Source organism: Varibaculum cambriense (assembly GCF_032557235.1).
Lineage (GTDB): Bacteria > Actinomycetota > Actinomycetes > Actinomycetales > Actinomycetaceae > Varibaculum > Varibaculum cambriense_C.
Map to the genome: position 1 here is coordinate 150,825 of NZ_JAWGMB010000003.1, position 20,656 is coordinate 171,480.

14 protein-coding genes are annotated in these 20,656 nt (G+C 55.1%); all 14 read right to left on the reverse strand.

The genetic code is table 11. The features are described from left to right. Positions 1 to 46 precede the first annotated feature (46 nt). Entirely contained in the window at positions 47 to 2,560 is a 2,514-nt protein-coding gene (locus E6072_RS03705; RefSeq protein ID WP_399335152.1) for a DNA translocase FtsK 4TM domain-containing protein, read from the reverse strand. A gap of 102 nt (positions 2,561 to 2,662) precedes the next feature. Beyond that, entirely contained in the window at positions 2,663 to 3,601 is a 939-nt protein-coding gene (locus E6072_RS03710; RefSeq protein ID WP_316693826.1) for a PfkB family carbohydrate kinase, read from the reverse strand. A gap of 41 nt (positions 3,602 to 3,642) precedes the next feature. Further along, positions 3,643 to 6,969, reverse strand: a complete 3,327-nt coding sequence (gene lysX / locus E6072_RS03715; RefSeq protein WP_316693828.1) for a bifunctional lysylphosphatidylglycerol synthetase/lysine--tRNA ligase LysX — start codon at positions 6,967 to 6,969, stop codon at positions 3,643 to 3,645. After that, complete coding sequence (locus E6072_RS03720; protein WP_316693830.1) at positions 6,970 to 8,661, reverse strand: ribonuclease J; 1,692 nt, start codon at positions 8,659 to 8,661, stop codon at positions 6,970 to 6,972. A gap of 178 nt (positions 8,662 to 8,839) precedes the next feature. Further along, positions 8,840 to 9,742, reverse strand: coding sequence for a 4-hydroxy-tetrahydrodipicolinate synthase (gene dapA / locus E6072_RS03725; RefSeq protein WP_316693832.1), 903 nt, complete (start codon positions 9,740 to 9,742; stop codon positions 8,840 to 8,842). Between the two features lie 63 nt (positions 9,743 to 9,805). Next, positions 9,806 to 10,375 carry a hypothetical protein gene (locus tag E6072_RS03730; RefSeq protein WP_316693834.1) on the reverse strand — a complete coding sequence of 190 codons (570 nt, stop codon included), beginning with the start codon at positions 10,373 to 10,375 and terminating at the stop codon, positions 9,806 to 9,808. A 1-nt stretch (position 10,376) separates the two neighbouring features. Beyond that, positions 10,377 to 11,132: a 4-hydroxy-tetrahydrodipicolinate reductase gene (gene dapB / locus E6072_RS03735; RefSeq protein WP_316693836.1), complete on the reverse strand. Its 756-nt coding sequence runs from the start codon at positions 11,130 to 11,132 to the stop codon at positions 10,377 to 10,379. A gap of 1 nt (position 11,133) precedes the next feature. Continuing rightward, positions 11,134 to 11,616, reverse strand: a complete 483-nt coding sequence (locus tag E6072_RS03740) for a hypothetical protein (RefSeq protein WP_316693839.1) — start codon at positions 11,614 to 11,616, stop codon at positions 11,134 to 11,136. Positions 11,617 to 11,625: 9 nt separating this feature from the next. Beyond that, positions 11,626 to 12,945, reverse strand: coding sequence for a pitrilysin family protein (locus E6072_RS03745; protein ID WP_316693840.1), 1,320 nt, complete (start codon positions 12,943 to 12,945; stop codon positions 11,626 to 11,628). 49 nt (positions 12,946 to 12,994) lie between these two features. Then, positions 12,995 to 13,411 carry a hypothetical protein gene (locus tag E6072_RS03750; protein WP_278605703.1) on the reverse strand — a complete coding sequence of 139 codons (417 nt, stop codon included), beginning with the start codon at positions 13,409 to 13,411 and terminating at the stop codon, positions 12,995 to 12,997. A gap of 71 nt (positions 13,412 to 13,482) precedes the next feature. After that, the gene (locus tag E6072_RS03755) at positions 13,483 to 15,852 is read right to left on the reverse strand and encodes a polyribonucleotide nucleotidyltransferase (RefSeq protein WP_316693843.1); all 2,370 of its coding nucleotides are present in this window, start codon (positions 15,850 to 15,852) and stop codon (positions 13,483 to 13,485) included. Positions 15,853 to 16,055: 203 nt separating this feature from the next. Next, positions 16,056 to 16,325 (reverse strand): 30S ribosomal protein S15, encoded by a 270-nt coding sequence (rpsO, locus tag E6072_RS03760; protein ID WP_316693844.1) that lies wholly within the window; start codon positions 16,323 to 16,325, stop codon positions 16,056 to 16,058. A 645-nt stretch (positions 16,326 to 16,970) separates the two neighbouring features. Further along, entirely contained in the window at positions 16,971 to 18,374 is a 1,404-nt protein-coding gene (locus tag E6072_RS03765) for a DUF2252 domain-containing protein (protein ID WP_316693845.1), read from the reverse strand. A 214-nt stretch (positions 18,375 to 18,588) separates the two neighbouring features. Further along, a complete protein-coding gene (locus tag E6072_RS03770; protein ID WP_316693846.1) occupies positions 18,589 to 20,568 on the reverse strand; it encodes an acyltransferase family protein in 1,980 nt (659 codons plus the stop codon). Between the last annotated feature and the right edge of the window lie 88 nt (positions 20,569 to 20,656).

Below are 20,656 nucleotides of genomic sequence, written 5' to 3' on the forward strand. Positions count from 1 at the left end.
TACTACTCTAATAGATTCTTACGCTCTAAAAGCGCATTATAGGTGCTTAGCGACCGGTAAGCTCCCAGGCGTCCTCGCTGCTTTCCGCTTCCACCTCCTCTAACGGGACTGCTTCCGCGCTGTCTGCTATGCCTTCCGAGGACGTGTCTGCAGGTGGAACCGCTGGCTTTTCTCCACGCAACATTGCTAATACCTCGGGAAGTTGCTCGGGAGAAACTAGCACTTCCCGAGCTTTGGAGCCACGAGAAGGCCCGACAATTTCTCGCGATTCGAGCAGATCCATTAACCTGCCCGCCCGGGCGAACCCCACCCGCAGTTTACGTTGCAGCATCGAAGTCGAACCTAACTGGGTGTTAATCACCAGTTGCGCGGCCTCTAGCAGATCATCCAAATCGTCACCGATATCTTCGGCAACTTTTGGTTTGTCCTCTTCTTTGACGATTACATCCTCGCGATATTCCGGACTCATCTGGGATTTGACCGAATCGACTACCCGTTGAATCTCGTCCTCACCTACCCAGGCACCTTGAATACGCATGGGCTTAGCGGTTCCTGCCGGCAGATAGAGGGAGTCACCCTGACCGATTAGAGCTTCGGCGCCCCCCTGATCCAAAATAGTGCGCGAATCCGTAATCGAGGAGGTGGCGAAAGCTAAGCGGGAAGGGATATTAGCTTTGATAATACCGGTCACTACGTCTACTGATGGACGCTGGGTGGCTACTACCAAGTGAATCCCGGCGGCGCGTCCTAACTGAGTAATCCGCTGGATAGAGGCTTCTACATCCCGAGGAGCGACCATCATCATATCGGCTAACTCGTCTACCACGATCAACAGATAGGGGTAGGGACTGATTTCCCGCTCAGACCCGGGCGGGGGCACTACTTCACCTTCCCGCACTGCCTGGTTGAAAGAATCAATATGTTTATGCCCAAAATTGGCCATATCGTTATAGCGGTGATCCATTTCCTTAACCGCCCATTCCAAGGCTTCCGCCGCCTTCTTGGGATCGGTAATAATCGGGGTAATCAGATGGGGAATCCCCTGATAGATGGTGAGCTCCACCCGCTTGGGGTCAACCAGAATCAACCGCACCTGCTCGGGGGTAGCCCGCATCAACAGGGAAGTAATCATCGAGTTCACAAAAGAAGATTTACCCGAACCGGTGGCTCCCGCGACCAGCAGGTGAGGAGTCTTTGCCAGGTTAGTAACTACGTATCCACCCTCAACATCTTTGCCCACTCCGACCATTAACGGATGAGCCGAGCGGTGGGCAGCAGCCGAACGTAGCACGTCGCCCAAGGCCACAATCTCGCGATCGGTGTTCGGAATTTCGATCCCGATCGCACTTTTACCGGGAATCGGGGACAGTATTCGCACATCCGCACTGGCTACCGCATAGGCGATATTATTTTTCAGGTTGGTAATTTTCTCTACTTTTACCCCCGGCCCCAGCTCCAGTTCATAACGAGTAACCGTAGGGCCGCGAGAGAATCCGGTAACTTTTACGTCCACTCCGAACTCGGTGAATACTTCTTCCAAAGCAGCAACTACCCGATCATTGGCTTCCGAGCGAATCTTATGCGGCTTACCTTTTACTAGCAGTTCCTCCCCGGGCAGTTCATAGGTTTGCCCATCGGCAAGTTCTATCCCGGTTTCTCCGGTGCCAGGCAGCAACAGCTGGGTTTTTTCTCCCCCATCGGCGTTTTCTGGTATCTGGACGGCTTCGGCACTGCTGAGGACTTTGGTTTCTTGCGCATCCTGGGGCAACTGCATACGCGAAGTACGCGGTTTAGGTTCCGCTTTCGAGGCCGGCGTTTGCGGCATTTCTGGTTCTAACACCTGGGTGCCACTATCAGCTTCCTCCACCGAGTCGTCTGGCGCTGCCACCGCCGTTCGCTCCCAGCGTTTTAACCGGCGGGGGCGGGGAGATGGAGACTCTTTATCGGTGTCTGCTGGCTCCCTGGTTTCGGTCTCGCCGTCTACTTCCCCGGATTCAGGTGACTTAGCAAAGCTAGCTTTAACTCGCGTGGCGAGGGCGCGCATCACCCCTAACACTTGGGAAATAGAAGTGTCAGTGGCGATTAGTAGTGAATACAAACCTAAGAGCACCAGCAAAATTACCGCGCCCGGTGCAGAAACTAGGATTTGCAGGGGATGCCCAAAAAGCCATCCCAAGATCCCTCCGGATTGTTCAATCGTCGAAAAATTATTGATTGGCGGACTAGCGCATGCCACATGGGTAATTCCGGTTGTCGCGGCCGCTATCCCGATCGCCCCTAGTAAGATATGGAGCTGGGATTCTTCCGGGGCGCGGTTACGAAAGAGGCTAATGGCTGCCCCTACCAAGATTATCGGGGCAAGGATGCTGTAAATGCCCAGCAAACCCGCCGCTAGGTGATGCAGAGCTCGGGTTGCTAACGCATCCATGGCGAACCATTCCGTTAACGCCGACATCGTAGCTAAAGCAATAAGTAAGAACGCCACCCCATCACGCATCCGGGAGCTATCTTTAACGGAAGAGGATGACCCACGATTCTTATTATTCTTTTTCGCAACCATAACACTGGCACTCTACCCTTACAGACTCATCTGGCGCTGATTGCCACGCCGCCGGCAACTAGCTTCCCAGTTCAAGGCGGATTAGCTTTTGGAAAATCAATCCTAACGGTAGGCAGGAACTTCGCTAAGCCGCTGCTCTATTTCTGATTCCTGAGGGCAGGTGTCGTTTCCGTGTTTTTCTGCTGCCATAGCTCCGGCAACATTGGCTCGTTCTATAGCCTCAAATGGATCGAGTCCTTTTACCAATCCCGCCAGCAACACCCCGCTGTGGGCTGATCCGACTCCCAAGGTATCGGCCACTTTGATACTCAGCGAAGGCACCATGGTTTGCCGATCCGCATCGATTAACTTTGCCCCATAGGATCCAATTCGTTCCACCACCCATGCTGATTCGGGCAGCTTTTCCGCAACGTAACCACAGGTCAAGTGACCAACTGAACCAGGTAAGAACTGGGATTCGTATTCGTTACAAGTAAGCACATCAACGTAAGGTAATACCTCGGAAACGTACTGCGGATCGATCTGGGAAATCTGGGGAGTAGCGGCCATAACCACTTTTACCTGTTCCGGCAAAGAGGGAAGCCATTGGGAAAGCGCTGCTCGATAGGAGGTGTGGGCGAGATCTCCGGCTGAAATATAAACTACGTCTCCCGGATGCATCGAAACTTTATCTAGCTCGCGAGCAGAAATATCTATTTCCACCCCGGTGGTAAGCACCGAAGCATAGTATCCTCCCTCTTCAATCATCTGAATTTTCATCCCGATATCGCCCACCACTTCTACCGTGCGGGTCTCTATATTCGCCTCTCTGAGCACTTGTCTTGCCTGGGTAGAGTTAGGGCCAGTTCCCAGACAAGACATATTGACTACTTCTATTCCTTGCCGAGCAGCGGCCAGCATCACTTCCGCCGACTCCCCCACTCCCGGGCGCTCCGCGCTGCCAAGAACGGTGGTTCCCCGTTCAGGCAGTCGCGACACTTTCAACGGTAGGGTCAAAACCACCGCCGCTATCGACACCAGCTTGTTTTTTTCTTCCGTCATTTCGCCGCCCAATCTTTTTCTTTAGCACCAAAATCTGGTTATTAATTCTTAGGTTTAACAAACGGGAAGGCCAACACCTGCCGAATATCGCAGCCCATCAGCATCATTACCATCCGATCCATTCCCAGTCCGAGACCGCCTAGGGGGGTCATCCCCAGTTCCAAACAGTTTAAGAAATCTTCGTCCAGGCTCATGGCTTCTGGATCGCCGGCCGCTGCCGCAAGCGACTGTTGAGTAAAGCGTTCCCGCTGGTCACGCGGGTCAGTTAGTTCACTGTAGGCAGTTCCCAGTTCCATCCCGAACGCCACCAGATCCCAGCGTTCGGCCAGGCGGGGATCGACCCGGTGCTTGCGGGTAAGCGGAGAGGACTCCACCGGGAAATCACAGTAGAAGGTAGGTTTTATCGTGCGTGCCTCTACGAGGTCGTCATATAGCGTCCCCAGCAAGGTGCCGCTATTGGCACCCGGCGGCGGAGTTAACTGGTGCTGCAAGCACAGGCTACGCAGCTCCTCTTCCCCGGTGTCGGGGGTAACCGCGGTTCCCACAGCCTCAGATACCGCATCAAAAACCGAGATTACCCGCCAATCGCCAGAGATATCGACCTCAACGAAATCTACTTCACCGCTCTCATTGTTACTTTCGGGCGAGTTTGCCGGGCGCAGAGCGATTTCTTTTCCATGAATCGCGCGGGCGGCTGCCTGGTAAAGCTGACGGGTAAGGGTCATCATTTCTCGGTAGTCAGAGCCGGCTTTATAGACCTCTAAGGAGGTGAACTCGGGGTTGTGAGTTGCGTCCGCGCCCTCGTTCCTAAAGGAGCGTCCCATCTCGAAGATTGCCCCCATCCCCGCTATTGCCAGGCGTTTTAGATACAGTTCCGGGGCGATCCGCAAGAACATATTCACCTGGTAGGCATTGGAGTGAGTAACGAAGGGACGGGCATTAGCGCCGCCTTGCACCGCCTGCAGCATGGGGGTTTCCACCTCCAGATAGCCACGGTCTATCAGTTCTTTACGGACTGCGCTTAATGCCCGCGAACGCGCCTGCAGCCGATGCATTGCGGTAGCGTCATTGAGGAAAGTCATGGTGCGTTCGCGAGTGCGGGTAGCAATGTCTAGTCGCGCAGCGGGATGGGGAATGGGACGCAAGGCTTTAGCGGCCAGCGTCCAATTTTCTGCTATCAAAGAGGGCGTACCGTTTCGGGAGGCTCCGCAGTGGCCGCTAACAACTAGCAGGTCCCCTAAGTCCAGCAGTCGTAGGTGGGCGAACTGTTCCGCTGTGAGGTTGCCGCGTTCTAGGACTACCTGCAGATAGGTGCCTTGGTAGTGCAAATCCCAAAACACCACACCTCCATGGTTCCTGCGAGCCACAATTCGACCGAGGCTGCGAACCGTTTTCCCGGTTTCACCCGCATCAAGGCGGGCTTTCGCTTCAGATAAGGGAATCCCTAAATCGAAACCGGCCGGGAAGGATTCTATTCCCGCCGCACTGAGTTTTTCTGCTTTCGCGCGCCGGGATCTTTGTTGTTCACTCAGTTTGACCTGCAGTTTAGCGGCGGTATGCTCGGTGCGCATCGCGGCAAGTTCGCGCAGATACTGGCTATCAACTTCCCAGTCAAAGGGTTCCCCGCTTACGGCGGCTTCCGGTGCGGGCACGAATCCTTCTAACATTCCCGCTGCTAAAAGAGATAACGGCACTAACGGGTCGGAAGAAAAACAAAAATATCGGGGCAACCATGTCGGGTTATACCGGGCATTGGATTCATATAGCGACTCTAGTTGCCAAAAACGGGAGGCTTTAACAAAGAGGGCGCGCTTAACACGATCATTGATAGTGGCGTCAACGGCTTCGCCTTCCACAAAAACTTCTCTGAACATCGCAAAGTTTAAGGAGAACCGGTCTATCCCTTTTTCCGGTCCTTGCTGCAGCAAGGTGAGCACCATGGCTTCTACTACCCCGTTGACCGCCGATTCTGCCCGGCGCATCAAGTTGAGGGAAACGGCGCGCTGTCCCCAGGGAACGAAGGTGAGCAGGCACTGTAGTTGCCCATCTTTGCCCCGCGCGGTTACGATGATTTGCTCGCCCTCTTGAGGAGCAAACATTCTATCGAGGCTCATCGAGAAGCCACGTTCGTTCCCGCGCCGGAAAAGTTCGGCCACCATCGCTACTTCTTGCAGCTGCGCGGGAGAAAGTTCGCTTTGCCTGCAAATCTCGATGTCCACCCCAGCTCGAGCAACTCGTCTTTGCGCAGCTAACAAGGCGCGGCCGGCACTGGAGTTACGTTCAAAACGTTCGGGACTAATAATAGCTTCGTCACCCATTTTGCGTACCCGAAGTCCCTGGCGGCGATAGACGCGCGCCCCCTGGGCGCTAGCGGAGATTACCGCCGGGATCCATCCTTGACGGTAACAGTGTGCCTTCCACCTTTGCACCGCATTTTCCCAGGATGAAGGATCCCCTATGGGATCCCCGGCCGCTAGAGCTACTCCCATAGCTACCCCGTAGGAAACCACGGCTTGCCCATCAGCACTGAAAACTACTGCCCGATTATCCCGGGTGGCGTAATAGCTTAAGGAATCAGCTTTCCCCCATTTGAACAGGAGGTCACGCAAGGCGAGATCTTCGCTGCGCGTGCGAGCTTGCGCCCGTTGACCGAGAATAAAGCGATTGGCGGCAATCATCATCACCAGGCCGGAAAGCACCATAATGAAGAAGCCAAGACCGCGAAAACCGCTTAGGTGGGCTAGGTGCAAGCGAATGGCATTACCGTGGGGTAGTCGCCATCCCGACATTCGGGAAAAGACCCAAAACGCCAGCGTTCCACTGTCCCAAGTGCGCGGCGCAATAACCCGAGCCATGATCAGCCCCATGCCGAATACCAGTAATTGGCCACTTAGCAGCACAAAGAGGGCTTTCCAGGCGGATCGCGCATTGATTTTTCCCCAAAAGCTACGGGCAGCAGCGAATAAAACTACTACCACAAATGTGGAAAAGAGCAGACGAAACCCCAGGAATATGCAAACAGTCAGGGTAACTTCTGGATTCGAGAAAGAAAATAACAGGGCAGTCAGGCTCAGCAAGGCGTGCAGGGTATGTAAGGCGATGAGGACGATAACCCCGATCCGCTTGCGGGAAAAGCACAGCAGAGCCAAGAACGCCAATAATACTGCCGCCCCTAAGGTAGCAGTCGAGGGCACCCCGAGCATGGTTAGTACCAGGTAGCTAAAGCGCCCGAACCCGCCACTAACGCTGTAGCGCAACGGAATCATTACCAGGCAAAATAGCGCGGCAATGGTATAAACCCAACCTAGCCAGGCGGGGACGCGCTGCCGCCAAGAAATATCCGATTTTTCTTTTCCAGTTACCCGCATCTAAATCTCCACAACTACCGGTACGATCATGGGGCGACGACGTAGACGGCGCGCCACCCAACGACCTAAAGCACGGCGCATCGCCTGCTGTAGGCGATAAGGATCGCTATCGCCTTGATTTAACGCTCTTTGCAAAGCTTCGGTCACATCCGGTAGCACTTCCCTAAACACTCCCTCATCCTCTGCCATTCCCCGGGCAGTGATATGCGGGCCGGCAGCAATAATTTTGGTGGGCACGTCTACCGCAGCAAATACGGACACAAAACCCTCTTCACCCAAAGTCATGCGGTCTTTTAGCTGATCTTCATCGATTTCTCCAATAGATCCGCCATCAACATAGACGTATTCGCAATCGACTTGCCCCACTACGCGTGCTTGCCCATCTTTGAGATCGACTACTACCCCGTCCTCGGCTAAAGCCACATTTTCTTCCGGCACCCCGGTGGATTGGGCAATCCGTCCATTGGCAATCAAATGGCGGATTTCTCCGTGAATCGGCATCACATTCTTGGGTTGGACAATGTTGTAGGTGTAGAGCAGTTCCCCTTCTGCAGCGTGTCCAGAAACGTGAACCGCGCGGTTACCTTTATGTACTACATTGGCGCCTTGGCGCATCAGTGCGTTAATGACTCGGTACACTGAGTTTTCATTTCCCGGGATCAGCGAGGAGGCCAGCAGTACGGTATCTGCTGGCTCCAGGGACACTAGGCGATGTTCACCTTGTGCAATCCGCGAGAGCGCGGCCATGGGTTCACCTTGGGAACCGGTCACCATCCACACTCGTTTTTCCGGGGGCAGACGCTTGAGCTCATCCGCGCGCGCTACCACTTGCGGATCTAGATCCAGGTAGCCGGCCTGCGCCGCAATGTTCATATTACGTTCCATTGAGCGCCCGGACAGGCACACTTTGCGCCCCACCGCGCGGGCCGCGTCCAGCACCTGTTGCACGCGATGCACATGGGAGGCGAAGGAAGCTACGATTACTTGCCCGGTAGATTCGGTGAGTACCTGGCGGATTACCGGACCGATTTTTCTTTCCGGGGCAATAAAACCGGGCACTTCCGCATTGGTGGAGTCCACTAGGAACAGGTCAACGCCCTCTTCTCCCATGCGCGCAAAGCCGCGCAGGTCGGTGATTCGTTTATCGAGCGGAAGCTGATCCATTTTGTAATCGCCGGTAACCAGCAGGTTTCCGGCTTTGGTACGAACCATCACCGCTAGGGCATCGGGTATCGAGTGGGTGACCGCCAAAAACTCGCAAGAAAAAATACCTAGCTCAATGCGCTCCCCCTCGCGTACCTGGTGCAGATGCGTTGCCGGGAGTCGATGCTCTTCCAGTTTGGGACGCAGAAAATCTAAGGTGAGTTGGGAGCCATAAATGGGAATATCTTCGCGCAGGCGCAGCAGATAGGGTACCGCCCCAATATGGTCTTCATGACCATGGGTGAGCACCAATCCTACGACCTGATCCATACGTCCATGTAAATATGAAAAGTCGGGGAGAATCAGATCCACGCCCGGCTGGATTTCTTCGGGGAAAAGTACCCCACAGTCGACAATCAGGATTTTGCCGTTGAGCTCGATTACGGTCATGTTCCGTCCGACTTCCCCCAGGCCTCCCAGGGGAACTACCCGAATGGTGTCGGATTTTAGCTTCGGCGGAAAAGAAAGTTCAGGATAAAGCGGATTCACGTGTCTAATTGTTCCGATTCTACCCGCCTATAGCAAACTTCCGCGCTCACGGGGGCGCGATTAGTTCTTCTAGGCAGGTCTTTAAGGCCGATCCCCACTGCTAGGCGCCCCTCACTGCTCTAGGCCGATTAATAAAGCCGGTTTCGCGATCAAAACCGCCAGCACACCGCGAGCATTTCTAAAGCAATTCGAAACGTTCCAGGGCGGCGCGCAGTTGGGAGATCTCCTCTTCGCTGGCGGGAGCTAGTGGCAGGCGCAAAGTAGCGGTAGGAATAGCTTTCTGTTCGGCGAGGGCGTGCTTGGCCATTACGGCGCCTTGCCCCCCTCCCATTAACGCTTTCACCAAGGGTTCTAGATCTAGGGAAATCTGTAGAGCCCCCTGGTAGTCTCCCTTTTCTACCAGCTGTACCATCTGGCGATAGCTGGGAGCGGCGACGTGAGCGACTACGCTGATTACCCCCACCGCGCCATGGGTGAGCCAGGAATAATTGAGGCCATCGTCGCCGGAATAGAAAGCCAAACCGGTTTCGTCTATGCGCCGCGCCCCGACTTCCACTTTGCCGGTAGCATCTTTTACCGCCACGATATTGTCGATCTGCGCGAGGCGCATCAGTAGCTCATCGCCGATGGCTACCCCGGTACGTCCGGGAATATCATAAAGCATAACTGGCAGGTCTGTCTGACCAGCCACTTTAGCAAAGTGTTGATACATCCCCTCTTGGGAGGGACGCGAATAATAGGGGCTTACTACTAGGATCGCGTCAGCTCCGGCCTCTTGGGCGCTGCGTGCCATCCGCACCGAATGTTCAGTGTCGTTTGATCCCGCCCCGGCAGTAATGTAGAGGTCTTCGCCTACCGCTTGGCGAACCACCTTTATCAACTGTTCTTTTTCATCCAGGTGAGTAGTAGGCGATTCCCCGGTGGTACCCGAAAGCACCAGGTGATCGATTCCTTGATCTACCAGGTGTTTAGCTAGGTTGGCGGCGGCGTCATAGTCTACGGAGCCATCCGGGTGGAACGGGGTCACCATTGCTACCCCAACCGGTGCGGGAAGCCGATAAGTACACTCTGCGTTGCTCATGTCCCCACTCTACCTACGCCACTTGGAGATTTTTCTTTCGTCCAAAAAGCGGGCGGGAGAGGGCTATAGGTCAGTAAACCACAGATGCTGCACCATGGATTCATGTCCTACTTTTAGGCCTTGGCGCAAACCGGCGGGAGCAAACCCGCATTCGCTGAAGAACCGGATTTTTTCTTGAGCTCCGGCCGCTAGCCAAATCTGCAGCCGACTAGCCCCGGACATTCGCAACATATCGCCAACCGCATTTACCAGGCGAGAGGCATCGGGCAGCTGTTTTTCCCAATCGACGACCTCTAAGGCCACGATTTCGGCATCCGCATTTTTTTCTGCGAGCGGGGAGTCTTTGGGTTGCACCAGCATTTTGGGGGCAGGGGCAATCGCCGCCAAACCGACCACCTGTCCTTTATTTATCGCGGTGAGCAGGTGATGTTTTGGCGAGGGCGGGCTAAATAACGCCTGCTGCCAGGCTCGCGTAATCTGCTCAGGGTCGATAAGTGCTAAAGTTTGCGGACCGATTTGTCCCAGATGGGACTGCAGATCGGCTTTCATGGACTGTGCCTGAATCCGTCCCCAGTCAGCTAAATCTTCGCTTTTCGCTAAGCGGACTGTTTCTTCGGCAGGAGTAGTACTCACTTTAGATCCCTAAATCCATGAGCTTATCCAGCCCCACTGTCAGGGGAGCCGCAGCGGCAACTTTACGGACAGCCAGCAGCACTCCCGGCATAAAAGAGGAACGATCAAAACAGTCAGTGCGCAGGCGCAGCTGTTCCCCGGGGTTAGAAAGGAGCACTTCTTGGTGCGCGTTAGCCCCTAGCATCCGCAGCGAGTGGATCCCCACATCCCCCACTTTCATGCCGCGCGCACCCTCGGGATCGGTGGTGGTGGCATCGGGAGCTGACGGAATATCGGCTTGTCTGCGGGCGGCCGCCATTTGCTGGGCGGTTGCTAGCGCTGTCCCGCTCGGGGCATCCAATTTTTTCGGATGATGAGTCTCCACGATTTCGGCGGAAGTAAAGAACGGTGCAGCCAGCCGCGAAAAAGCCATCACCAGTACGGCAGAAAGCGCAAAGTTAGGCGCAATCAATACGTTACGTCCAGTTTCGCGCGCCACTTCCTGAATTCTTGCCTGGGCGTCCTCGTCCCACCCGGAGGTACCGACTACCGCATGGGCGCCGGAGCGCAAAATCGCGGCAGTATTAGCAAAACTGGCGCTGGGGATAGTGAACTCGACTGCGACCTCAGCCCCGGACAAAGTCTGGGCGGTAATCTCATCTTTACTGCCCAAACGGGCAACTAGCTGCAAGTCGGTGGAGTCTGCGATCGCTTGACAAGCGGACTGCCCCATCCGCCCCTGGGCTCCGACCACGGCGACTTTCAGTTTTTCGCTCACTCTAACTCACACCTTCTGGTTTATTAGCGTTAATGATTTGGGCTTTATCTGGACACAGGGTTTGCCCAGCTATCTGCAGATTGTTGTACCATTCTTGCCGCAACTCGGCAGAATCTACTTTGGTATAGATATCGGACAGAGTTTGTTTATTTGCCGCCGAATCTGGCTGCTTGGTATCGAGCAGTCCGCACAGGGATTGTACTGGCCCCAAAACTATCTCCGCGGTGCGCTGATCATAGTGGTTCTTTTCCATCACCTGTTTGACGAAGGAGTTTTGCTCCTGAGACAGGTGATCTTTGGGAGTAAACGCCACTGTCGGGGTCGGCGAAGCTGTGGGGGTAGTCGGCGTCGCCGAAACCGAACTGGTCACTTTGGGGTTAGTGTTAGTAGTGGTTTTTTCGGGAGCAGGCGACTGAGTGGCGGGACTGCAGGCGCTTAGCAGCGCCGCGGCGACCATAACTGGAAATAGTTTCTTTATTCTCACTCGTTCAGCTTATGCCACCGCCGGGCGTACCACGACTTTCACCTGTGGTAAGCCGAGAAATTGCGCTGCCAGCTCACTAATTTGTGCGCTGCTTACATTTTGCAGGGCAGCGTTTAACTGTTCGATGGTGCGCAAGCGGCCTCCATTTACTTCTGCGCGTCCCAGGCGCACCATCCGGGCACGGTTATCGTCCATCCCCAGCAGCACTCCCCCGCTGAGCTGCCCTAACGCTTCGGATAGTTCGTCCTCGGGTACTCCGTGCTCAGCGAGTTTTTCTAGTTCTGCCACCAGCAGGTGCCCAACTTGCGCCAAATTATTGGGGGCACACCCGGCGTAGAGGCCGAAGGATCCGCTATCGCTATAGGCGGAGTCAAAAGCATAGGTAGAGTAGGCTAGCCCTCGTTTTTCTCGAATTTCTTGGAATAACCGGGAAGACATTCCTCCGGAAAGTACCGTGAGCAGCAGACTAAGCGTGTCGCGCTGGGGGTGATTAGCGGGCAGTGAACGGGTTCCGATAAATATTTGCCCCTGTTCCACCGTTTTTTCTACTACGGTGCTGGCTGGCACTGCCAGATCTGGCTGGGTGCGCTGGGGAACTTCCGGATCGGTGCCTGCAGCAAGGCTCCAACCGTTCTTGTCGGCAGCGTCCAATATTAGTTGTGCCAGGCGGTCATGCTTAATATCTCCGGCGGCCGCAACTACCAGGTGGCGGGGCTGGTACCAGCGCTGATGATGAGCTTTCACCGCTTCTAAAGGGGTGTCCGCCACTGTTTGGGCTGTGCCCCCTACCGGCAGACCCAGCGGAGAGTTGGGGAATAGCTGCCCCAAAAATTTTTCGTAGCCAACATCTTGGGGATCATCTTGGGACATGGCCAGTTCGTCCAAGATAACTGCCCGTTCCAGTTCGAAATCTGCCGGTGCCAGCGTGGGGCGCGCGAGCATTTCGGTGAGTACTTCTACCGCCATTGGTAGATCACGGGAGAGTACCCGGCAATAATAGTGGGTAGATTCTTTAGCGGTTGCCGCGTTTAGTTCTCCCCCCACAGCATCGAATGCCCGCGAGATTTCCTTCGCGCTGCGGGTAGCCGAGCCTTTGAACAGCAGGTGTTCTAAGTAATGGGTCGATCCCAAATGCTGCGGGCCTTCATCGCGCGAGCCTGCCGGAATCCAAAGTCCGAGCACTACCGAGGGCGAGGCTGGTACCTGTTGGGTAATCAAACGGATACCGCCAGGCAGTATCGATCTTTCAATTAGGGTTTCGCCTTCGCTAATACTTAGGCGAGGCGCTTGGGCTGAAAGCGGCAGTTCGTAATCGTATTTTTCAGGCATTTTCTCTTTATAGGGTTTGCTAGTTTCTTTACAGGTTCCCAGGTTGCGGCTAGTTCTTGGGGTTTTTACTGCGCGGTTGTCTTGTCCGGGAGTTGCTTAATACCCAGGCGCATGCGCATTGCAGTACGCCAAGGATAGTAAATATCCCGAGGGCGAAGGTCAGTAGTCCCGTTTCGGCACTTCCTGCGATAGCGGCATAGAGGAGGGAAAGGACGGTGAAAATCAGGGCGATTAGGGTAGCGCGAGCCCAAAAGCGGCGGGCATCTAATTTAAAGATCAGACGTGCAGCTGCAAAAATCAGTTGAAATCCGCCAGCTACAGCGGCGAATAATAGCGCCAGAAACCCGGTAAAAATGCTTAATAATCCGGAGTCGGAAGTGGTAGATACCGACAGTAGTATCAGCGCAAAAAATAGGCACAGGAAAAGTAGACTTCCCGCCACTACCAGGTCGAAATATCTACGCATTAAGCATCTCTTTTCTGAAATTAAAGGAGGCGAGGGCGAGATTATCTCGCCCTCGCCAACTTAGTTATCGACTATTCGTCGTCACCATCTGATTGCTCTTCGCGGCGATCCTCACGCCGATCATCGCGACGATTATTGCGATGCCGGCGGCTACGGTTACGAGAGCGACGAGGACGATCTTCGTCTTCGGAGCGACGAGATTCCTGCTTAGCTTCGTTTTCAGCTAATGCGGCCTCTTGCTCTTCACTGAGTACCGCCACCAGAGACAGTTTGCCCCGTTCATCGATTTCTTCAATCTCTACCTGAACTTGGTCGCCAACGCCCAGGACGTCCTCTACCTGGTTGATGCGTTTGCCCCCTACCAGGCGACGAATCTGGGAAATATGCAGCAAGCCGTCCTTGCCGGGGGTTAGGGAAATGAAAGCCCCGAAGGAGGTGGTCTTAACCACGGTTCCTACGAAACGCTCCCCTACCTCAGGCATTTGCGGATTAGCGATGGCATTCACGGCTGCCCGAGCTGCCTCAGCAGATTCTGCATCGGAGGAAGAAATATAGACAGTGCCGTCATCTTCGATCGTTACTTCCGCGCCAGTATCTTCTTGAATCTGGTTAATCATCTTGCCCTTCGGACCGATGACCTCGCCAATCTTGTCTACTGGCACCTGTACGGTGATGATGCGCGGAGCATAGGGGCTCATTTCGTCCGGTTCTGGAATCGCCTGTTCAATCAGGTTCAAGATTTCCAGGCGGGCTTCCTTAGCCTGAGCTAGCGCACCTTTCAGCACGTCAGAGGGAATACCGTCCAGCTTGGTGTCCAGCTGCAGGGCGGTAATAAAGTCCCGAGTACCGGTGACCTTGAAGTCCATATCCCCAAATCCGTCCTCGGCTCCCAAAATATCGGTGAGGGTCATGTACTTGGTGGTACCGTCCTCGTTCGGTTCACTCATTAGCCCCATAGCAATCCCGGCAACCGGAGCTTTTAGCGGCACGCCCGCGTTTAATAGCGAAATCGTAGAAGCGCAGGCCGAACCCATAGAGGAAGAACCGTTAGACCCCATAACTTCGGATACCTGGCGGATAGCGTAAGGGAATTCTTCCTTGGAGGGAAGTACCGGCTCTAACGCCATTTCCGCGAGGTGACCGTGCCCGATTTCGCGGCGCTTGGGGCTGCCCACGCGACCGGTTTCACCGGTGCAATAGGGCGGGAAGTTGTATTGATGCATATAGCGCTTGCGGGTCACCGGGCTGAGGTTATCGAGCTGCTGTTCCATCCGCAGCATATTCAGGGTGGTTACCCCCAACACCTGGGTTTCGCCGCGACGGAAAATCGCGGATCCGTGCAGGCGGGGCAGCACTCCGGCGCGCGCATAAAGCGAGCGAATCTGGTTGGGCTGGCGTCCATCCATCCGCACGCCTTCGTTTAGGGTGCGGGTACGGATTAGCTCTTTTTCGAGGGCGCGGAAAGCAGCTTTGAGCTCTTTCTCGCCCTCGGGGAAACGCTCTTCCAGGTCGGAAAGCATTTGGTCTTTGATTTCATCAACCCGGTTTTGCCGATCGAGTTTCTCTGCGATCTGTACGGCCTGGTCAAGCTGTTCGCGGCAGTTTTCGGCCACCGCATCCCAGTGTTCGTCCTCGAAGTCTTTAAACAGCGGGAACTCTAGGGTTTCTTTCTGACACTTGGCCGCTACCTGCGCTTGCGCGCGGCACAGTTCCTTAATGAAAGGTTTAGCGGCTTCCAGACCGGCAGCTACTACATCTTCGGTCGGAGCGGTCTGTCCCTGTTGAATCAGTTCCCAGGTACCTTCGCCGCCGCCGGCCTCTACCATCATAATGGCAACGTCTTCGCCGCCATCAGCGGTTTGAATAACCCGTCCGGCAACCACCATGTTGAAAGTGGAACGCTCGATTTCGCTGTAACGCGGGAAAGCTACCCACTGTCCATCGATTAGGGATAGCCGAGTGCCACTGATCGGTCCGGAGAAGGGCAGACCGGAAATCTGGGTGGACATGCTGGCAGCGTTAATGGCTAGCACATCGTAGGCATCATCGGGGTGTACGGTCAGTACCGTAGCTACCACCTGTACCTCGTTACGCAGCCCTTTTACGAATGAGGGGCGCAACGGACGGTCGATTTGGCGAGCAGCGAGAATCGCTTCCGTGCCGGGGCGTCCTTCCCGCCGGAAGAAGTTTCCGGGGATACGTCCGGCCGCGTATTGGCGTTCTTCCACATCAACGGTGAGCGGGAAGAAATCAAACTGGTCGCGCGGGTTTTTACCTACCGTAGTGGCAGATAGAACTGTGGTTTCATCATCGAGGTATGCCAGCGCACTACCGGCAGCCTGCTGGGCGAGTAGGCCAGTTTCGAAGCGCACAGTGCGCTGTCCGAAACGACCGTTATCGATGATTGCCTCGGAGGCAATCACTTCTGGATCGTCCATCATTTTCTTTTATTTACTCCTTGTATTCCATCTTCTAGGGCCGATGCCCTCCTGAGAGCTATCACCTTGTGATGGGCGGTCAACGATCGAGACCCACGGAGATAGGCGACTAGAAACTGCTGCGCCTGATCCGGAGGCCACCACCGAAGACCGAAACCGGGGTGATAGCAATTCGGCCCGGCGTTAACCGGGCCGATATTTCTATGTTAGTGGCGCAAACCGAGACGCGCGATCAAAGAACGGTAACGTTCGATGTCGATGTCTTTCAGGTAACCTAGCAGGCGGCGCCGCTGCCCCACCAGCAGCATTAGTCCCCGACGGGAGTGGTGATCATGCTGATGAGATTTGAAATGCTCAGTTAGATCCGAGATCCGCTTGGAAAGCAGCGCGATCTGAACCTCAGGCGAACCCGTATCACCGGGATGGGTCGCATATTCTTCCATAATTTTGGCTTTTTCTTCTTTACTCAGTGCCACTGGGTTCTCCTTTACTTCTACTTGTTGCACGGAGCTCCGGGGCAGTTTCTCCCGGGCATGACGCATCCGTGGCCGGCTTGTAACGGCTTTACTAGCCTAACATTATCGCTGCTGGCAATCCTATTTTGGCGCTGGTGACCTAGGACACGCGCAAGCGGGGCTAAAGCGGAGGTAGCGAGGACGAGGGTGCAAGTACCGTGTGGGCTACGCACGGGAGCTTGGTTTTTCCTCCCGCCCAAGAATTCGGAAAAAGACCGCAGGCATTTTCCGAATTCTTATGCCCTTTAGAGTTGCGAGTATTTATTTGGTAGCCCTGTGCCCGGCTACAGAGGTCTTGATGCGCAGTCTGTCTGCTCGGATAAAACCAAGCCCCGCGCTGAGAGTGGAACTCCGTGCGAACAGGGGGCCCGGCCGGTAAAAGATACGAGAGGGACACGCTACTAACCATTACTTAAGGAATCGGTTACGTTGCCCTTTTAGTGGATAGCGTAAAGTCCTCTTTCTGAATTTTTACAGAGCAGGTCACGGGGTCCCCGGAGTGCTTTTACCGAGCCAGCCCCCGAAATGGAAAATCAGATCATTCCAAGACCCCGCGCGTAACCCGCGCTGTACTTGCACCCACTCGCTAGTTCCTCCTCGCGCGTCCTAGCCCGCGCGGAAGGCGCTGGACATTTCACCCTCGGGCTGGGGCATCCGGCCGTCTTTGATGGCTCGAATGAACTCGGCATGATCGGCCTCGGTCTGGTCGGCGTAGGCACGGGCGAAGGTGGCGAGCGCCTGCCCCGGTTTATCCGATTTCCCTAGGTAGCCGGCGATCTTGGAGGCGCCGTGGGTACGAGCGTGGCCTTTCGCGAGCAACAGTCCCACGATTCCCGCATAGTCACACAATGATTTGGCACCCAGCCGGTCTAGGGGCACAGTTCCTTTCATATTGCGGAACTGGCGCACATAGTATTGCCGCTCCCCGACGCTCGCCCACCCCAGCAGCGGATCCGATACGGTTTGTAGCGCTTTTTGATATTCAGCTACTCGCTGCCCCTGGTGGGCGTGCCATTCTTTCGAGCCGTGCACATATTGTGCCAGTACCGAACGGCGTGCCTGTTTGAGCTGTAGGAAGATTACATCCGTGGGGGTAGATCCTTGTAATAGCGCGATATAAGCGCGCAAACCTACTGAGCCTACGCCTACTACCCGCTGAGCGATATCTACCAGGGTGTATCCGCCCAGCACTCGCGCCCATTGCGCGGGAATAGTGTGCAGATATTCGTCGAGGGCGCGTGCCAAGTTATCCCAATCAGCTGGGGGAATCTGGGTGGTAAGCGGAGGTTCCGGGGTGATACGCAAGCTGCCTTCGGATTCCTCAGCGAACTTGGGGAGAGCTCTATCTGAGGTACGTTTCATGGCTTTAGCGGCGGCGCGTTCGATCTCTTTAACTAACTTGGGAGTTAGCTCTTTTGAAGTCAGTTTTTCCAGGTCAATCCGGTTGAAAGCGCGTTCAAAGAGGGGACGTCCGGCCAGCAGAGTAATTTCGTTCCGGTAGGCGTTTACGCAGGCAATCACGGCATCGGAACATTTGGATTCGGAGAGACTGTTTTCGCGCCCCGCCACGTGAATTGAGGCGGTTAGGCGGCGCAAATCCCATTCCCAACTGCCGGTATGCGCCTCATCAAAGTCATTGAGATCAATTACTAGCTCGCCTTCGGGTGAGCGATAGAAACCAAAGTTACCCAGGTGGGAGTCTCCGCATACTACCGGTTGGATCCCGGTGGCGGGCAAGGCAGCGGAGTCGGCGGCTTGCACTACCGCGGCTCCCCGCAAGAAACCGTAGGGAGAGGACGCCATCCGCCCTACCCGGATGGGGATCAGATTTTCCACTCTGCCCTGGTGGGAGGCTTGGATTAGGGTGATAGGGTCGCGGTCTGGCGCCGGCACCCAGGCCGCTAAGGAACTGAAGGGGACGGTTTCGCGCAGCGAACGCCCGTATTGGTAGCGCTCTTCGCGTGGTTCTGGAGGAGAGAGTAAGGAACGATATTGCACCGGAATATTCACGGTCTAAACTCTATATTCTTTAGCTGTCCTTGGCAGATATTGACACGTTTTCGCTAGTAAAAAACGGCGCTAGCATCGGTGCTGGAGGAAGCCTTCGTGACGCTGGGAACCGCCTTCACCAGTTATCCGGAAAATCGAGATAACTGTGGCAGCCCCAATCCTCCTCCGCGAACTATTGGAAAAATTCCAATCATTCCTTTCTTCGCAGTTCCCCCTACTGCCCACACAGGGCTTGCTTGTAGAGGTTTGCTATCACTGCGGCTCCGGCATTGGTGGGATGGGTACCATCATCTACCAGGTATTCCCGATGCCCTTCGCTGGCCGCCCACCAGTCAATAATCCCCACATTCGGATTATTGTTTGCCAGACGGTTCAATATTTCGTTATTGATATCTTGCAAAGGATTGGGATCGCGGATAGTAACCAGGAACATTGGCCTACCCTCGGCGGTGTCGATCAGGTTTTGCACCAGCCGGTCGCCGTACAACACCCCGTTACTTCCTAAGGCATACACCAGCACCCGGGGTCGAATCCCCTGATTCTTGTATCTAGCGAACACCTCCGGGCCGCGCTGGATCTGGCGACTAGTTTTCCCATCGACTACCGCGTTTGGCAACACTTTCTTAATCGCCGGGGTAGCCTCGTCGGTTACCGAATCCCCAATAATGAGGACGTCGGCGTTACAGGCGCCAGTGGCCGGATCTATCTGCCATCCGGTGGTATCCAAGTTATTGGGTACCTTCTTGGCCACCGGTTTTATCCCCTTAGGCTCTTCTTCCGCCTTTTCCTGCGTCTTGTCTTTCTCGTCTTTTTCTTTCGCTTTTTGCTTTTCTGGCTGCGGGGAGGGGGCGGCAGTAGCGGCAAGTTCTGGACGCAATTGCACCGCCCGGTTTTTAGCTAGCTGTTCCCAATTAGCGGGGTAAAACGCCAAGATCCCGGCTACTACCAGTGACAGCACGGAAAGCACTGCGAACACCGTGAGCTGTACTTTGCGCAGCCGGCTCTGCGCCTTAAGTTTCGCGACTTTCTTTTCTCCCGGTTTTTTCCACAGAGAACTTACCAAGCTGGCAGGCGCTTCTGTCAGGTGATAGAAAACTTCTCCGGCAACTGCCACTACCAGTAGCTGTAAAAGTTGCTGCCACCAGGTGGGCGGAACTGTGCGGGTAGCCGGATTCAGCATCAGCAGAATTGGGAAATGCACCAGGTAGAGGGCGAAAGAGCGGGAACCCAGATAGTTAAAAACCGGGTTACTTAGCAGTTTTGAAATCACCGTCTCCGCAGCAGCAGTCGCCCTGATTACTAGCGCACTTAGCATTGCCGCCAGCAGGAATCCGCCGAGGTGCATCGCCGGCATCTCCCCGCTGCCCCAGATAGTGAAGACTAGTAACGCAACGAGGCTCCCGGCTGCTAGCACCTGCAGCGCAGTGCCTTTCCCGGTCTTCGCCTCGTCAGTAGAATCGGGACTTTGCGAAGAAACCTGCGGGTAAATAAACGCTAAGAACGCACCTACCAGCAGTTCCGCGGCGCGAGTATCCAGTCCATAGTAGGCGCGGGTTACGTCCTCCCCCGCCATCCAAAAGATCGCCATTGCCGCCGCGGACGCCAGGATTAAGACCGCGGTAATCGCCGGAGCCGCGCGCCGAACTTTCAGCAGCAAGTAGACGATTAGCGGCCAGATCACATAGAACTGGGCCAGCACCCCCAAGAACCAGAGGTGGGTAAGCGGGGACGGTAGCCCGGCCGCCGCGAAATAGGGGACGTTGCGGAAAATATAAAACCAGTTGCTGACGAATAAGGTCGCCGGTAGGCAGTCACTTTGTACCTTCAGCAACAGGCTGGGGGCGAATAGATAGGTCAGGGTGGCGCTAAGCGCAATGGTGATAATTATCGGGAAAAATAGCCGCCAAAAACGCCGCCGCAGATAGCGCCGGTAAGAAAAAGTTCCTTTATCGAGGGCGCTAACGACGCTACGAGTAATCAAGAATCCGGAGAGCACGAAGAATACGGTCACCCCGATAAATCCGCCGGGTGACACGCTGGGGCGCAGGTGGTAGAGAACTACCGCCACGATTGCTAGCGCTCGTAGCCCATCCAATGCCCTTATCCTGCTACTCCGGCCTCGCTCGGCAACCGGTTTTCCTGGCGCCTGCGGTTTTTCGGACAAAGATTGCGGGGAACATTCATCATTTGCCATGGTTAAAGTCTAGCGTGAGCTGAAAAGCGGCTTTACCAAAGGTACCGAAACAGGTCGGCAACTCGGTTAGCCCTAATTCGGTTACCCC

Bases quoted from the DNA above. Each gene is read 5' to 3' on its own strand.
- E6072_RS03705 (WP_399335152.1), bottom strand. From the start codon at position 2,560: ATGGTTGCGAAAAAGAATAATAAGAATCGTGGGTCATCCTCTTCCGTT.
- E6072_RS03710 (WP_316693826.1), bottom strand. From the start codon at position 3,601: ATGACGGAAGAAAAAAACAAGCTGGTGTCGATAGCGGCGGTGGTTTTG.
- lysX (WP_316693828.1), bottom strand. From the start codon at position 6,969: ATGCGGGTAACTGGAAAAGAAAAATCGGATATTTCTTGGCGGCAGCGC.
- dapA (WP_316693832.1), bottom strand. From the start codon at position 9,742: ATGAGCAACGCAGAGTGTACTTATCGGCTTCCCGCACCGGTTGGGGTA.
- E6072_RS03745 (WP_316693840.1), bottom strand. From the start codon at position 12,945: ATGCCTGAAAAATACGATTACGAACTGCCGCTTTCAGCCCAAGCGCCT.
- E6072_RS03750 (WP_278605703.1), bottom strand. From the start codon at position 13,411: ATGCGTAGATATTTCGACCTGGTAGTGGCGGGAAGTCTACTTTTCCTG.
- E6072_RS03755 (WP_316693843.1), bottom strand. From the start codon at position 15,852: ATGATGGACGATCCAGAAGTGATTGCCTCCGAGGCAATCATCGATAAC.
- E6072_RS03770 (WP_316693846.1), bottom strand. From the start codon at position 20,568: ATGGCAAATGATGAATGTTCCCCGCAATCTTTGTCCGAAAAACCGCAG.